10 protein-coding genes and 2 pseudogenes are annotated in these 14,720 nt (G+C 71.3%); 8 read left to right on the top strand and 4 right to left on the bottom strand.

Features of this window, described 5'->3' with window-relative positions; genetic code table 11:
- Window positions 1-6 precede the first annotated feature (6 nt).
- Window positions 7-1,355: pseudogene (locus JNW91_RS22945) on the bottom strand (hypothetical protein).
- A gap of 82 nt (window positions 1,356-1,437) precedes the next feature.
- Here JNW91_RS22945 and murD point away from each other — a divergent pair.
- A pseudogene (gene murD / locus JNW91_RS22940) lies at window positions 1,438-2,783 on the top strand (UDP-N-acetylmuramoyl-L-alanine--D-glutamate ligase).
- 8 nt (window positions 2,784-2,791) lie between these two features.
- Here murD and JNW91_RS22935 read toward each other — a convergent pair.
- Window positions 2,792-3,751, bottom strand: a complete 960-nt coding sequence (locus JNW91_RS22935) for a hypothetical protein (protein WP_309244463.1) — start codon at window positions 3,749-3,751, stop codon at window positions 2,792-2,794.
- A gap of 85 nt (window positions 3,752-3,836) precedes the next feature.
- Here JNW91_RS22935 and JNW91_RS22930 point away from each other — a divergent pair, with 85 nt between their 5' ends.
- A complete protein-coding gene (locus JNW91_RS22930) occupies window positions 3,837-4,709 on the top strand; it encodes a hypothetical protein (protein ID WP_203177525.1) in 873 nt (290 codons plus the stop codon).
- A gap of 30 nt (window positions 4,710-4,739) precedes the next feature.
- Entirely contained in the window at window positions 4,740-5,678 is a 939-nt protein-coding gene (locus JNW91_RS22925; protein WP_203177524.1) for a hypothetical protein, read from the top strand.
- On the opposite strand, the gene JNW91_RS22920 is transcribed toward JNW91_RS22925, so the two are convergent.
- Window positions 5,641-6,537, bottom strand: coding sequence for a glutamate cyclase domain-containing protein (locus tag JNW91_RS22920; RefSeq protein ID WP_203177523.1), 897 nt, complete (start codon window positions 6,535-6,537; stop codon window positions 5,641-5,643). The two genes, JNW91_RS22925 and JNW91_RS22920, sit on opposite strands and share 38 nt — an antisense overlap.
- Before the next feature lie 239 nt (window positions 6,538-6,776).
- Here JNW91_RS22920 and JNW91_RS22915 point away from each other — a divergent pair, with 239 nt between their 5' ends.
- The gene (locus JNW91_RS22915) at window positions 6,777-8,075 is read left to right on the top strand and encodes an aspartate aminotransferase family protein (RefSeq protein ID WP_203177522.1); all 1,299 of its coding nucleotides are present in this window, start codon (window positions 6,777-6,779) and stop codon (window positions 8,073-8,075) included.
- Window positions 8,072-9,559, top strand: a complete 1,488-nt coding sequence (locus tag JNW91_RS22910; RefSeq protein ID WP_203177521.1) for a CoA-acylating methylmalonate-semialdehyde dehydrogenase — start codon at window positions 8,072-8,074, stop codon at window positions 9,557-9,559. The genes JNW91_RS22915 and JNW91_RS22910 overlap by 4 nt, the downstream gene beginning before the upstream one ends.
- Here the strand turns inward: JNW91_RS22910 and JNW91_RS22905 are convergent.
- Entirely contained in the window at window positions 9,531-10,904 is a 1,374-nt protein-coding gene (locus tag JNW91_RS22905; RefSeq protein ID WP_203177520.1) for an acyltransferase family protein, read from the bottom strand. The genes JNW91_RS22910 and JNW91_RS22905 overlap by 29 nt on opposite strands.
- A gap of 192 nt (window positions 10,905-11,096) precedes the next feature.
- Between JNW91_RS22905 and ngcE the strand changes: the two genes are divergently transcribed.
- From ngcE to JNW91_RS22890, 3 genes are all read left to right on the top strand, one after another.
- Complete coding sequence (gene ngcE, locus JNW91_RS22900) at window positions 11,097-12,512, top strand: N-acetylglucosamine/diacetylchitobiose ABC transporter substrate-binding protein (RefSeq protein WP_203177519.1); 1,416 nt, start codon at window positions 11,097-11,099, stop codon at window positions 12,510-12,512.
- A gap of 64 nt (window positions 12,513-12,576) precedes the next feature.
- Window positions 12,577-13,485 carry a carbohydrate ABC transporter permease gene (locus JNW91_RS22895; RefSeq protein WP_203177518.1) on the top strand — a complete coding sequence of 303 codons (909 nt, stop codon included), beginning with the start codon at window positions 12,577-12,579 and terminating at the stop codon, window positions 13,483-13,485.
- The gene (locus JNW91_RS22890) at window positions 13,482-14,387 is read left to right on the top strand and encodes a carbohydrate ABC transporter permease (protein WP_309244462.1); all 906 of its coding nucleotides are present in this window, start codon (window positions 13,482-13,484) and stop codon (window positions 14,385-14,387) included. Before JNW91_RS22895 ends, JNW91_RS22890 begins: the two co-directional genes overlap by 4 nt.
- Window positions 14,388-14,720 lie beyond the last annotated feature (333 nt).

Here is a 14,720-nt window from a genome sequence, read left to right as displayed (position 1 = left end):
GTGGGGTTAGGTGAGGGGGGTTAGGGCTTTGGCGTAGGTGGGGGGGATGTGGTTGGGGCCGCCGGGGGTGAAGACGTCGGAGTTGGTTACCGCGGACCAGGCTGTTGCCGGGACGGCGTCGACCAGGGCACGGATCACCGGGGCGTCGCGCCACTGGTCCTGTTCGGCGAGCAGGCCGAGGGCCACCACCGACTCCTCGACCTCACCGACGCACTCGAACGGCTTGTGCCCGTCCACGCCCAGCAGCTCGCGGTAGCCGGGGATCTGCTCCGGGTCGGCGAGCAGGTCGCCGCCGAAGATGTGGGTCACCCGTTCCCGCGCCATGAACGGCGCCATGGCGAGGAAGACGAACCGGCACTTCGGGCAGTCGCGGCACCAGCGCTCGCTCGCGTCACGCAGCTTGAACGCCGCGTTGCAGCTGGTCACCACGTCGTCGTAGCGGGTGAACCCGGCGAACAGCCGGGCGATGTGCAGCTCGGACAGCGAGCGCAGCAGCGAGAAGTACGGTTCGGTCAGGCCGGCGTGCTCGGCCAGCGCCGCCCGCAGCAGCCCCTCGGCCTCGACACCCTTGGACCACTGGTGGTTGATCTCGTGGCCGTTCCAGACCAGGTTCGGGTCGGACGCCGAGCGCTCGTTGGACATCACCACCGGGCCCAGCCCGTGCAGCACCGCGGTGGCCACCGCGATCAGCGAGTTGATGGCGGTCACCGGGATGTGGCCGTTCAGCGCGCCGGACGCGTTCAGGTCGAACAGCACCGGGTCGAGGCGCCGTCGGGCAGCGAGGGGGGTCAGCCCGGATGCCTCGTTCACCGCGACGATGACGTGGTTCGGGTTGACCGAGAACGGCACCGGGTCCAACTCGGCCCGGCGCAGCGCCTCCAGGCTGACGATCGAGTCCTTGCCACCACCGACCGCCGAGAGCGGGCGACGGTCGGAGTCGTCGTACACGCGTGGTGACTCCGGCGAACCCGCCGGCACCTCCGGGCGCAGCTCCAACACGTGCGGCAGTTGGTTGCGGTACGCGTACTCGGCGAGGCCCTTGGTGTAGACGGCCGTGACGTAGTCGACGGTGGCCGCGCCCAGCGCGCCGGCAGCACCAGCCGGGGCGGCGCGGCGGCCTTGTAGTAACTGACCCCGGCGACCAGGTGCAGCACCTCCAGCACCCGGTTGAGGGTGGCCACCGTCTCGTCCGACGGCGGCTCCGCCGGCAGCGGAAGGGTGATCACCTCGGTGAACCGCTGCTCACCGGTCGGGCCGGTCAGGGCATAGTCGAACAACACCTCGCCGGTGGCGAAGTCGATCGAGTAGGACGGGAAGGTGAAGGCGTCCATCCGCCGGAGCTGCTCGTTGGGCACACGCCATACTAGGCCCTGGTTCGTCCGGCCGTGTCCGGACCGGGCCCGCCCTTCCGCCGCCGTGATGCCCGAGGAGAGTTTCGTGCGCCTGTCTGACCTGCGCGGACGTACCGTCGCCGTCTGGGGGACCGGTCGGGAGGGCCGGGCCGCTGTGACCGCGATCGCCGCGCACGGCCCCGCCGAGCTGGTCGCCGTCGACGACAGCGCCAACTTCCTGTCGCTGCCCTGGGACGGCCCGCTGGCCGAGGCGGCGCCGCTGGTGACCGGCGAGGCGGGCTTCGAACGGCTGGCCGCGGCCGACGTGGTGGTCCGCTCGCCGGGCGTGCCGCAGACCCACCCCTGGCTGGTCGAGCTGCGCCGACGCGGCGTGCCGGTCACCCAGGGCACCGCGTTGTGGATGGCCGACCACGCCGCGCGCACCGTCGGCGTCACCGGCAGCAAGGGCAAGAGCACCACCTCCAGCCTGATCAGCCACCTGCTCACCGCGACGGGCCGGCCGAACGTCTTCGGCGGCAACATCGGCGTGCCCACCCTCGACCTGCCCGAGGCCGAGCTGTACGTGCTGGAGCTGTCCAGCTACCAGTGCAGCGACCTCACCGACTCGCCCCGGGTCGCGGTGGTCACCGCGCTCTTCCCCGAGCACCTGGACGCGCACGGCGGGGAACGGGAGTACTACCGGGACAAGCTCAACCTGCTCGCCCACGACCCGCAGACGATCGTGGTGAACGGCGCGGACCCGCGGCTCGCCGCCGAGCTGGGGGAGCTGCCGGCGGTACGGACCGGCCGCCCGGACACGACCCGCGTCGCCACGGGCGCGGACGGCACGCCCTGGCTCCACCTCGGCGACCAGCCGCTGTTCCCGCGCGCCGTGCTGCCCCTGGTCGGCCGGCACAACGAGGGCAACCTGTGTGTCGCCCTCGCTGTGCTCGACGCGCTCGGCGTCGACCTGGTGGCCGAGAAGGACAGCCTCGCCATCGCGGTCGCCGAGTTCCAGGGGCTGGCCCACCGGCTCACCGAGATCACCGACCCGTCCGGGTTGACGTTCGTCGACGACACCCTGGCCACCAGCCCGTACGCGGCCATGCACGCCATCGACGCGTACGACGGGCGGCCGTTGACCGTGATCGTCGGCGGCACCGACCGGGGACTGGACTACACGCCGCTGGCCGAGCACCTCGCCGAGCGGGAGCTCACCGTGATCGGCATTCCGGACAGCGCGCCCGCATCGTCGAGGCGCTCGCCAATCTGCCCAAGGTGCGTACCGAGCTGGTCGACGACCTGGTGGACGCGGTACGGCTGTCCCGGGAGCTGACCCCGGCCGGCGGGGTGGTGCTGCTCTCCCCGGCCGCGCCGAGCTACGGCCGGTTCCGCAACTTCGAGCACCGCTCCGAGGTGTTCGCCGAGGCCGTCCGGGACACCGCGGGCTGACCCCCTGCTCAGCGCAGGTCGTGCAGGGCACGCATCGAGCGGATCGCCGAGCGGATCTCCTGAAGGTAACGCCCCGGGGTGAGGGTCTGCTCGGGCAGCACCGCCGGGTCGGTCAGCGCCGGATCCACCCCGACGGTGTCGATGCCGCACCCGTACGGCCTCGCCAGGGTGCGCAGCGCGTCGCAGTGCTGGAACGGCACGTAGATCGGCGCGGTGACCATCAGCACCTCGTCGCCCGGGGCGAGCCGGACGTGGCCGGCCCAGAACCGCTGCGTGTCGGCGGTGTGCGCACGCCGCCGGTCCGGTTCGCTGGACGGCGCGGCGAGCACCCGTACCGGCGGCAGACCCGCCGGCCGGTAGGTCCGCGACGACCAGGAGTGGTGCGGGTGGCCGGCGTCGACGCCGTCGCGCTCCGCCGGGGCGGCCACCCCGAACGCCCGCCGGACCGCCGTGTCCAGCACGTCCACCTCGGTGTCGTCGGCCGGCAGGCCAGCGTCGGCCAGCGTCTCGCGTTCCCACTCGGACAGCGGCCGGAAGCTGCCCAGCACGGCCACCTCGCCGTCCACCGCGAGCCCGGCGCGCAGCAGGTGCGCGGCGTAGGCGACGCGGCGTACGCAGGCGTGTGCCAGGCCGCCGAGCACCACCAGGTGGGCGTACGCGGGTCGGGCCGGCGGCGCCGAACGCACCATGCCGAGCGCGGCGGCCGCGTCGAGGACCAGGTCCGTCGTCGGCGCGTCGAAGGTCGGTTCCCGTGCCTCCGGGCGTTCCCGCCCCTGCCGGAAGTCCCAGTGGCGGGCGGAGAAGTCGTCGAGAAAACGGAGCACCTGGGTCACGTCACCGGCGGGCCAGTCACCGCCGAAGTGCCGGACCAGCCCGCGTAGCGAGGCCGAGCCGACCCAGGCCCAGACCTCCGCCGTGATCTGCTCGGCGACCGTTCCGGTCGGCAGGGCCATGTCCGCTCTCCGCACCTGCCGGATGCTACCGCCCGGCCGCGCGGGTGCCCGTGGTTGTGGGCGGTGACTACCCTGGCGACACCAGCGGATTGGGGGGCTGATGGCCCGTGACGTGGTCCGTCGACAGTTCAGGGCAAGCGGCGGGACCTCCGACGGCTTCGCCCGTCTGGTGGCGCACACCGACCCGGTGGCGTTGGTCGGCATCACCCTGTCGATCACACTCAGCGTCATCCTCGATCTCAGCAACGCCGCCTCCGGGGTGGAGTCCCTCCTGGCCGGCCTGATGGGAATCACCATCTCGCTGCTGGTGGACTCGTTGGCCCGCGCGGAGCGCCGTTTTCATCTGCGTACGTTGCTGGACGGCCCGCCCTGGCTGGTCCGTACCACCACGGAGTTGGCCGGGGCCATGCGGGAGGCGGCCGAGCAGCACGCGGGCACCCGGGTCGCGACGGAGGCGCAGCGGCGCTACGAGCAGTTCCGGCTGGAGGCCGAGCAGCTCGCGGAGGGCCGGATCATCCGGCGTGGCGACGAGGACGAGGACCTGGTGGGCGCGACCCGGAGCTGTGTGCAACGGCTGGACGCGTTGACCAACGTGATGCCCCGGGTGAGCGGGGAGTTGAGCTGGTGGCGCAGTGAGATCGGCCGGCGCTACTGGGAGGCGAACCGGGCCGCCCTGGATCGGGGGGTCCAGATCACCCGGGTCTTCGTCTACGTCACGCTGACCGACGAGCTGTCCGCCCTGGTACGGCAGCAGCGCGAGGCGGGGGCGCGGGTGGGCCTGCTGCCGTTTGGTGTGGTCAGTCCACAGTTGCACGTCAATCTGACAGTCTGGGACGGGTCGAGCTGCTGGGAGGCCCGAATGACCGCGCACGGCGAGATCGGCGAGAACCAGTTCTCGGTCAACCGGAGGGACGTCGACCGGCTCACCCGTGTGTTCGACCTCTGCGCGAACGCCGCGACCTTCCAGGATTGACGGCCCCGCCGGGGCGGAGACGGGTGAGCCATGACGTTGAGCGCGGTCCTGCTGGTGACGGCCGTGGTCTGGGCGGTCAGCGTGATCCGCTCGGTCCGGCTCCGAGCGCTGGTCTACAGCCTGCCGCTGCCGATGACCCTCGCCCTGATCAGCACCGGCTACCGGGTGGACGGCCCGCAGGTGCTCGGCGTGCTCGGCCTCAACCTCTTCTTCGTCACCGTCGCGATCACCTACCGGCGGCTGCGCTGGCCGATCCTGCTCGCCGACGGCGCGGGCATCGCCGTGTACGTGGCGTTGAGCGCCGGCCTCCTGGCCGTGCGTGTCCCGTTCGAGGTGGCCCTGGCCGGTGTGCTCGTGCTCTGGCTGGCGGCCATGCTGCTGCGTCGTCGCGCCCGGCCGCACGTCACTGTCACCGAGCCGCCGACAGCGGGTCGTCCGGGCGGGCTGCCGCCACTGCTCAAGCTGGTGGTCATCTTCGTCGGGGCGGTTCTCACCACGTTGCTCGGTGCCGTCCTGCGCGGGATGGTGGTGACGTTCCCGTACTCCGGGGTGCTGGTCGCTGTCGAGGCCCGCCGACAGTTGCACGAGTTCAGCTGGCACTTCGCCCGCAACAGCCTCGCGCTGGTCGGTTTCCTCACGGCCTACCACTACCTCCAGGATGTCTCGCCGGCCGTGGCGCTGGGGGCGGGCTGGGCCGCCTTCGCATTGGTCGCCGCCGTGCTGCACCTGCCGTTGCGTCCTCGCCAGCCGCGCCGGACCCCGCCGCGCCCGCCCCCCGCCGACCCCGGATCGCGGCCCGGGCCCCACCGCCGTCGACGTTCGGCCGCAGGAGAACCTCCAGCGCCGCGCAGACCGGGCCGCCACGTCCGGCCGAGCCGCCCTCTCTCCGCTGAGGACACTCCACTCCCGGACCTGTTCGGCAGGGCCGGCCCTATCGAGCGGCCGCGACCAGGCCCGCGATGTGGGTGAGGGGCTCGGCATAGGTGGGCCAGTCGAGGCCGTCGACGCTGAGTGTCGGACGTCGGCGGACGCCGTCCACCGCGCCCGCGCGTACGATCGCGGCCAACAGGTCGTACGACCACGCGGGTGCGAGGAGCGTACGAAGTTCGCTCACCTCGGGCCGGAGCAGCGACAGCGCGCCGACGAGGGCGGCGGCGGCCCAGCTGGAGGTGCCGCCGACGAGCAGCGCGTCCGCGCCCACCACGCACCGGATCCGCTCGCCCGAGGCGACCACCCGCCCGACCAGTTCTGCCGGCAGACGGCCCATGCCCAGTTCGTTGCCGCCGTCGCCGATGCCGATCCGGAAGGCCGACCCGGCGCTGTAGAGCTGGTCCAGGGGTGCCGTGTGCGCGCCGATGTCCTCGCCGCGCATGTTGCGGGGCCGGCCGTCGGTCCCGGGCCCGACCCGCTCACAGGAGATGAAATGGGTCAGGCGCCCGTACCGGGGCAGGGCGGCGGCGGTCCACTCGTCGTACCCGCGCAGGGGTGCGACGTCCACCGGTAGGCCCGGCGCGGCGGCGGCGACGGCCGCCTCGACCACCGGCGCGCAGGGCTCGTCGGTGACCAGCCGGCAGCGTCCACCGAGGAGGAGCAGCGCGGCGGCGATCTGGACCGCGCCGAGCGGACCGTCGGTCTCCGCGGCGGGTGGTTCGGCGCCCGGGATGAAGAACCCGGTGAACACCGCGGCGTCCGGCGCGTGCACAGACGCGAGCGACCGGGCGGCGGCGAGCAGTCCACCGGCTGCCGGAACGGCCAGCGCCTCGCTCCCTCGGCCCACCTCTCGCGCCGCGATCCGTTCCAACTCGGTGATCGTCTGCTCGATTCGCACCGTGTGCCTCCCCGGTGACAGTGGACCGACCCAGGGTAGCGGTGCCGGGCCATGCTGCGGATCGAGTGGTAGACGGGCCCGGGCGGTGTGGGAAAGAGCAGTCACATGCGGGCAGGGCCCTGGAAACCGTTGACGTGCTGTCAGGTCCAGCGGTCCTTGCGCTACACGCTGGCAGTTGTCCACGACGGCCGGCGGTGGGAGCGTGCGGTATCCACGAACGCCGCTGAAGGGTTGCCACGATGACCGACGACCTGCTGGCCCGACACCGGGCCGTGCTTCCGTCCTGGATGCCGTTGTACTACGACGAGCCCATCGAGCTGGTGTCGGGCTCGGGCCGCCGGGTCACCGACGCGCGGGGTCGCAGCTACCTGGACTTCTTCGGCGGAGTGCTGACCAACATGATCGGGTACGACATCCCGGAGATCCGCGAGGCGGTCGAGCGTCAGCTGGCCACGGGGATCGTGCACAGCTCGACGCTGTACCTGATCCGGCAGCAGGTGGAGCTGGCCGAGAAGGTCGCGCAGCGCTCCGGCATCCCGGACGCCCGGGTGTTCTTCACCAACTCCGGCACCGAGGCCAACGAGGCGGCGCTGCTGGTGGCCACCAACCACCGCCGCTCGCACCAGATCCTGGCCGTGCGCAACAGCTACCACGGCCGGTCGTACGCGGCGATGGGTGTCACCGGCAACCGCAACTGGTCGGCCAGCGGGCTCAACCCGCTCCAGGTGGCCTGGCTGCACTCGGGTGACCGGGTGCGCGGCCTGCTGGCCCGGCTCACCCCCGAGGAGCAGGTCGACGCGGCGGTGGAGGACCTGCGCGAGGTGCTGGCCACCCAGACCGCCGGTGACGTGGCCGCGCTGATCGCCGAGCCGATCCAGGGCGTGGGTGGCTTCGTGCACCCGCCGGACGGGCTCTTCGCCGGCTGGAAGAAGGTCCTCGACGAGCACGGCATCCTGTTCATCGCCGACGAGGTGCAGACCGGCTGGGGGCGTACCGGGGAGCACTTCTGGGGTTACCAGGCGCACGGCGTCACCCCGGACCTGCTCACCTTCGCCAAGGGCATCGGCAACGGGTTCGCCCTCGCCGGGGTGGTCGGCCGGGCCGAGGTGCTCCAGGCGGTGCCGGCGATCAGCTTCTCCACCTTCGGCGGCAACCCGATCTCCACGGCCGCCGGCAACGCGGTGCTCGACTACCTGATCGAGCACGACCTCCAGGCGAACGCGGCCCGCGTCGGCGCGATCCTCGCCGACGGCCTGCGGTCCGCCGTGGGCGGTCTCGACTGCGTGGCCGAGGTACGCGGCAAGGGGCTGATGCTCGGCGTCGAGTTCGTCCGGCCGGGCACCAGCGAGCCGGACCCGGCGTTGACCAACCGGGTCTTCGAGGCGTGCCGTTCCGGTGGGCTGCTCGCCGGCAAGGGCGGCCTGTACGGCAACGTTCTGCGGATGGGGCCACCGTTGACGCTGACCGAGGACGAGGCCCGTGAGGGCCTGGCCATCCTCGTCGACGCGATCCGCTCGGCGGCGGAGGTGGCGGCATGAGCATCGGCCACTTCGTCGACGGCAAGCGGATCGGCGGCACGTCGGAGCGGCGCGGTGACGTGTTCGACCCGGCGACCGGTCGGCGTACCGCCGAGGTCGAGCTGGCCTCGGCCGCGGACGTGGACGTCGCGGTGCAGGCCGCGGCCCGCGCGGCGCGGGCCTGGCGGGACGCGTCGTTGGCGCGGCGGTCGGCGGTGCTGTTCGCCTTCCGCGAGTTGGTGCACGCTCGCCGGGACCGGCTCGCCGAGGTGATCACCGCCGAGCACGGCAAGGTGCTCGCCGACGCCGCCGGCGAGGTGCAGCGCGGCCTGGAGGTCATCGAGTACGCCTGCGGCCTGCCGTCGGCGCTGCGCGGCGCGTTCAGCGAGAACGTCTCCACCGAGGTCGACTCGTACACCCTGCGCCAGCCGCTCGGTGTGGTCGCGGTGATCTCGCCGTTCAACTTCCCGGTGATGGTGCCGCTGTGGTTCGTGCCGGTGGCGGTGGCCTGCGGCAACGCGGTGGTGCTCAAGCCGAGCGAGAAGGACCCGAGCGCGGCGCTGCTGCTGGCCGAGTGGTTCGCCGAGGCGGGTCTGCCCGACGGGGTGCTGAACGTGGTCAACGGCGACTCCGAGGCCGTCGACGCGTTGCTGGACCACCCCGAGGTGCGCGCGGTGTCGTTCGTCGGCTCCACCCCGATCGCCCGGTACGTCTACCAACGCGGCACCGCCGCCGGCAAGCGGGTGCAGGCGCTCGGCGGGGCGAAGAACCACATGGTGGTGCTCCCGGACGCGGACCTGGACCTGGCCGCCGACGCGGCGGTGAACGCGGGGTTCGGCTCGGCGGGGGAGCGGTGCATGGCCATCTCGGTGCTGGTGGCCGTGGAGCCGGTGGCGGACGCGCTGGTGGAGCGGATCGCGGCCCGGATGGCCGGGTTGCGTACCGGCGACGGCCGGCGGGGCTGCGACATGGGCCCGTTGGTCACCGCCGCGCACGCGACGAAGGTGCGCTCCTACGTGGACGCCGGCGTCGCCGCTGGCGCGGTGCCGGTGGTGGACGGGCGGGACGTGACGCCGGACGGCGACCCGGACGGGTTCTGGCTCGGCCCGACGCTGTTCGACCGGGTGACCCCGGACATGTCGATCTACACCGACGAGATCTTCGGGCCGGTGCTTGCCGTGGTCCGGGTCGGCTCGTACGACGAGGCGGTGGAACTGGTCAACGCCAGCCCGTACGGCAACGGCACGGCGATCTTCACCAACGACGGCGGCGCGGCCCGGCGCTACCAGCACGAGGTGGAGGTGGGCATGATCGGGATCAACGTGCCGATCCCGGTGCCGATGGCGTACCACTCGTTCGGTGGCTGGAAGTCGTCGCTCTTCGGTGACCTGCACGCGCACGGGGAGGACGGGGTGCGGTTCTTCACCCGGGGCAAGGTGGTCACCAGCCGGTGGCTGGACCCCCGCCACGGCGGCGTCAACCTCGGGTTCCCCACCCAGACCTGAGCAGCCGCAGCATGCCCGCCCCGGCCAGGTACGCCAGCAGCGCCGGGACGGGCATGCCGAGCGGCTCCGGGGCACCTTTCGGGGTCGCACTGTTGATCAGCAGTGCGGCCACCACGGCGACGTAGCCGGCCACGGTCAGCAGCCTGCGAACCGTGGTGCCCCGGCCGCCACGACGGCCGGTGCGGTGCCGGCCGCTGCGGGCCTCCACCGGCCCGAAGATGGCCACCAGCACCGCCAGGACGGCAGCGAGCAGCAGCAGCCAGGGCACCCGCCACGCCCACCAGTCGGCCGAGCCGGCCGCCGGTGTGGGCAGGGTGCCGGTCACGTCGAGCAGCCCGATCAGCAGGATCGCGGCGGTGAGGTGCCAGAGGAAGACGGTCAGCACGACCAGGTTGACCGCGATCACCACCTGCCACGGGCCGGGGCGGCGCAGCAGGCGTTCGGCGGGGCCGCGCAGAAGCAGGATCAGGCCGAGCTGCGCGGCGGCGAGGGCCAGCAGCGCGAGGCTGGGCGGCGCGGCGTTGTCCAGCCTGGCGCCGGGCACGTTGAGCATCGACACCGGCCAGGGGCCGGGCGCGGTGAGCAGCAGCAGCGCCGCCAGCCCGCAGGCCAGGAACACCAGGCCGGCCCGGCGGGAGGTGGGCAGCGGGCGTCGGCGTACCCCCGGATGATCGGCGGCCGACGGTCCGGCGGCGCGGGCGTCGTGCCACGCGAAGCCGAGCTGGTGGACGGCCAGCCAGCCGAACAGGTAGTTGCCGTGGCTCAGCTCCACCGGCCCGGTGAGCCGTCCCAGGTCGCCGAGGCCGACGAGGGCGACCAGGACGACCGGTACGGCCAGGCCGAAGCGGCGGTCCAGCGCGTACATCGGTGGGGTGAGCGCGACCACCGCCAGGTAGGCGACCAGGAACCACAGCGGGATGGTGGCGAACCAGACCACCTCGCGGATCCGGCTCGGGTCGGTGCCGAGCAGCCGGGCCAGCGCGGCGGCGGCGCCGAGCACCAGCACCAGGACGCTGGTGGGTCGGACCAGTCGGGCGCTGCGGTCGAGCAACCAGCCGACGGAGTCGCCGCTCCGGGCGCGCAGCCGACTCAGCGAGGCCGCGTTGGCGTAGCCTCCGACCAGGAAGAAGACCGGCATGACCTGGGCGATCCAGGTCAGCGGGTACGCCCACGGCAGGTCGCCGAGCGCGGAGTGCCCGGTGGGTAGGCCGGCGTCGTTCCGCTCGATTACCGTGATGGTCCAGTGTCCGAGAACGACCATGGTGATGGCGACGGCGCGGAGCAGGTCGACGTACCGCTCCCGGCCGGCCGGGGTGCGCTCGGCGAGCTCTCGCAGGCGGCGCATCGCCCCAGGCTATGCGACCCGGTGTTGGCCGGTGGTGATAACGGTTCGACCGTCAGGACTTGAAGTCCGAGCCCGCCTGTCGTAGAAATTCTTCAGCAACATCATGTGAACTGAAGAGAATCAACGTGCCTCGCGCGGCGGATGCCTTCCCCCAACACCGGCGGTCCGCCCGACCCGACCCGAGGAGAGCTGATGAACAGGCGCGACATCCTGCGGCGCAGTGCCGCTGCTGGCCTACTGGCCACCCCCGCCGCCGGTCTGCTGACCGGCTGCGCGACCGGCGGTGGCGATGACAAGGGCGACGCCGGCGCCTACAAGGGCACCAAGAGCGCCGAGAACCCACTCGGCGTGAAGGAGGACGCCCCGCTCGAGGTGGTGATCTTCGGCGGCGGGTTCGGTGAGGAGTACGCCAAGGCCCACGAGGCCATGTACACCCAGAAGTACCCGAAGGCGAAGATCAAGCACTCCGTCACCCAGGAGATCAGCAAGACCCTCCAGCCGCGCTTCGTCGACGGCTCCCCGCCGGACGTGGTCAACAACTCCGGCACCGGCCAGATCGACTTCAACGGCCTGGTCAGCCAGAACGCCCTCGCCGACCTCGCCGACCTGCTCGCCGCCCCGAGCCTCGACGTGCCCGGCAAGACCGTCCGCGACACCCTGCTGCCCGGCGCCGTCGAGATCGGCTCGTACGACGGCAAGTTCCTGGTGCTCAACTACACCTACACCGCCTACGGCATCTGGTACTCCAGCAAGCTCTTCACCGAGCGTAAGTGGGAGTACGCCAAGACCTGGGACGAGCACATCGCGCTCTGCAAGCAGATCAAGGCCGCCGGCATCGCCCCCTGGACGTACGCCGGCCTGCACCCGCGCTACATGAGCTGGCCGCTGATCAGCACCGCGATCAAGCTCGGCGGGCCGTCGGTGGCCCTCGCGCTCGACAACCTGGAGCCGAACGCCTGGAAGTCCGACTCGATGCGGGCCGCCGCCGACGCGTGGCACCAGATCGTCAAGGACAAGTACATCCTGGAGGGCTCGCCCGGCCTGGACCACAAGCAGGCGCAGACCGCCTGGTGCCAGGGCAAGGCCGCCTTCATCTCCTGCGGATCCTGGCTGGAGAGCGAGCAGAAGGACGTCACCCCGGCCGGCTTCAACATGACCATCGCGCCGACGCCGAGCCTGGGCAGCGGCGACAAACTGCCGTTCGAGGCGATCCGGGGCACCGCCGGCGAGCCGTTCATGGTGCCCGCCAAGGCCCGCAACGTCGCCGGCGGCCTGGAGTACTTCCGCACCATGCTCTCCAAGAAGGGCGCGCAGGACTTCACGAAGAAGGTCGCCAGCCTCACGATCGTCGCCGGCGCGAGCGAGGGCGTCGAGCTGCCGTACGGGCTGAACACCGTGGTCAAGGCACTTGACGCATCCGGCGCCAACGGCTTCAACTGGGTCTACAACAACTACTACCGCAAGCTGGAGCGCAACCTCGTCGACGCCGCGTGCGGCGAGTTCTTCAGCGGCCGGATCGGCCCGGCGGAGTTCCTCGACCAGTGCCAGAAGGGCGCCGACTCGATCGCCCAGGACAGCACGATCAAGAAGTACAAGCGAGCGGCCTGACCGCCCGGCCGGTGGGGGAGAGATCCGCCCCCACCGGCCGTATCCCTTCGGAGAGGTCCTTCTCGTGAGACATGGCAAGTGGCCGCTGATCGTCACGTTCCTGGTGCCGCCGGTGCTGCTGTACGTGTTCTTCGTCGTCTCGCCGTACCTGCAGGCGTTCCAGATCTCCACCACCGACTGGCTCGGCTACTCCGCCGACGCCAACCCGGTCGGCCTGGCGAACTTCAAGACCCTGTGGCACGACGACTACGTCTGGAACGCGCTGAAGAACAACGCGATCCTGCTGGCCCTGGTGCCCGTGCTGACCATCGTGCTCGGGCTGTTCTTCGCCACCATGCTCGCCATGGGCGGGCGCAAGGGCCGCGCCGGAGTCACCGGGGTACGCGGCGGAGCTCTCTACCGCACCGTGTACTTCTTCCCGCAGGTGCTCTCCGTGGTCATCATCGCGCTGCTGTGGAAGGAGGTCTACCACCCCAACAAGGGGCTGCTCACCAGCGCCGTACACGCCGTCGGCCTGCCCTCGCCGACCTGGCTCGGCGACCCGGCGACCGCCTTCTGGTGCGTGCTGGCGGTGATGGTGTGGAGCAACGTCGGCTTCTACGTGGTGCTGTTCGGCGCCGCGATGTCGGCCGTGCCGAAGGAGATCTACGAGGCGGTGCTGCTCGACGGCGCGTCCCGGTTCACCACGCTGCGCCGGGTCACCCTGCCGCTGCTCTGGGACACCGTGCAGGTCGCCTGGGTCTACCTGGCCATCTTCGCCCTGGACGGGTTCATCCTCGTGCAGCTCATGACCAACGGTGGGCCGAACTTCTCCACCGACGTGATCGGCGTGCGAATGTACGACACCGCCTTCGGCAGCGAGACCAAGTTCGGCTACGCCTCGGCGATCGGCGTGGTGATGTTCTTCCTGACCCTCTCGGTGGCCGTGCTGTCGCTGCGGATCGGCCGGCGCGAACGGATCGAGTTCTCGTGACCACACTGGACAAGCCCGCCCCCGCCGCGACCGAGCCGACGCCGGCCGCCGGTCGGGACCGCCCCGTCCGCCGGGAACTCGGCGTCGCCAACGCCCTCTCGCACGGTTTCCTGCTGCTCTGGGGCCTGCTCACCGTCCTGCCGCTGCTGTGGATGTTCCTCAGCTCGTTCAAGACCAACGGTGAGATCCTGGCCGACCCGTGGGGGCTGCCCGAGGCGCTGCACCTGGACAACTGGGCGCGGGCCTGGACGGGCGCCCACATCGGCCGGTACTTCCTCAACAGCCTGGTGGTGGTCGCCGGCTCGGTCAGCCTCACCATGCTGATGGGCGCCACCGCCGCGTACGTCTTCGCCCGGTACGAGTTCCGCGGCCGGCAGTTCGTCTACTACCTGTTCGTGGGCGGCCTGATGTTCCCGGTGTTTCTCGCCCTGGTGCCGCTCTTCTTCGTGGTCCGCAACGCCGGCCTGTTCAACACCTGGCTCGGGCTGATCCTGGTGTACGCGGCCTACTCGCTGCCGTTCACGGTGTTCTTCCTGACGGCGTTCTTCCGGACCCTCCCGACCTCGGTGGCGGAGGCCGCGATGGTCGACGGCTGCGGTCACTTCCGGCTCTTCTTCCGGGTGATGCTGCCGATGGCGCGTCCGGGACTGATCAGCGTGGCGATCTTCAACTTCCTCAGTCACTGGAACCAGTTCCTGCTGCCGCAGGTGTTGATGCAGGGCGACGAGTCCAAGTGGATGCTCGCCCAGGGGCTGTTCGCGCTGTCGGTGAGTCAGGGTTACGCCGGTGACTACGCGCGGCTCTTCGCCGGACTGAGCATCGCGGTGCTGCCGGTGCTCGCGATCTACGTGGCCTTCCAGCGCCAGGTCCAGACCGGCCTGACCGCCGGCCAGCTCAAGTAGGAGCTCCGCCACGCCGACCGATCCTGATCGCCTGAGCCGTCTGTTCCCAGCCCAGGTCCAAGATCCGTGCAACGTCGCTGAAACTGCTGCCTCAGCGCGTCGGGAGGCAGCAGTTTCACCGAAAGTGCACGGATCTTGGGGCCATGAGGCGTCGGACGGGGCGGGTGTGGGTGTGGGCGGGCGGCGGCGCACGCCTTGATCGTGCTCGATCCGGGATGTAGTGGCCTCGTGGCCGGCGGTTTCAAGCGGTTGTTGCAACTAGGTGTTTGTTGAGTACCTCGGCTGGATTGTGCCAGTCGAGGGTTTGGCGTGGTCGTCCGTTGAGTTCTCGGG

Origin of the sequence: Micromonospora parastrephiae (genome assembly GCF_016802865.1) — a bacterium.
Classification (GTDB): Bacteria; Actinomycetota; Actinomycetes; order Mycobacteriales; family Micromonosporaceae; genus Micromonospora; species Micromonospora parastrephiae.
The sequence above is the reverse complement of the archived record's forward strand: the minus strand, read 5'-3'. Positions and strand labels throughout refer to the sequence as shown.

Coding starts and splice junctions, on each gene's coding strand:
- JNW91_RS22930 (WP_203177525.1), top strand. CDS start 3,837: ATGGCCCGTGACGTGGTCCGTCGACAGTTCAGGGCAAGCGGCGGGACC.
- JNW91_RS22925 (WP_203177524.1), top strand. CDS start 4,740: ATGACGTTGAGCGCGGTCCTGCTGGTGACGGCCGTGGTCTGGGCGGTC.
- JNW91_RS22915 (WP_203177522.1), top strand. CDS start 6,777: ATGACCGACGACCTGCTGGCCCGACACCGGGCCGTGCTTCCGTCCTGG.
- JNW91_RS22910 (WP_203177521.1), top strand. CDS start 8,072: ATGAGCATCGGCCACTTCGTCGACGGCAAGCGGATCGGCGGCACGTCG.
- JNW91_RS22905 (WP_203177520.1), bottom strand. CDS start 10,904: ATGCGCCGCCTGCGAGAGCTCGCCGAGCGCACCCCGGCCGGCCGGGAG.
- ngcE (WP_203177519.1), top strand. CDS start 11,097: ATGAACAGGCGCGACATCCTGCGGCGCAGTGCCGCTGCTGGCCTACTG.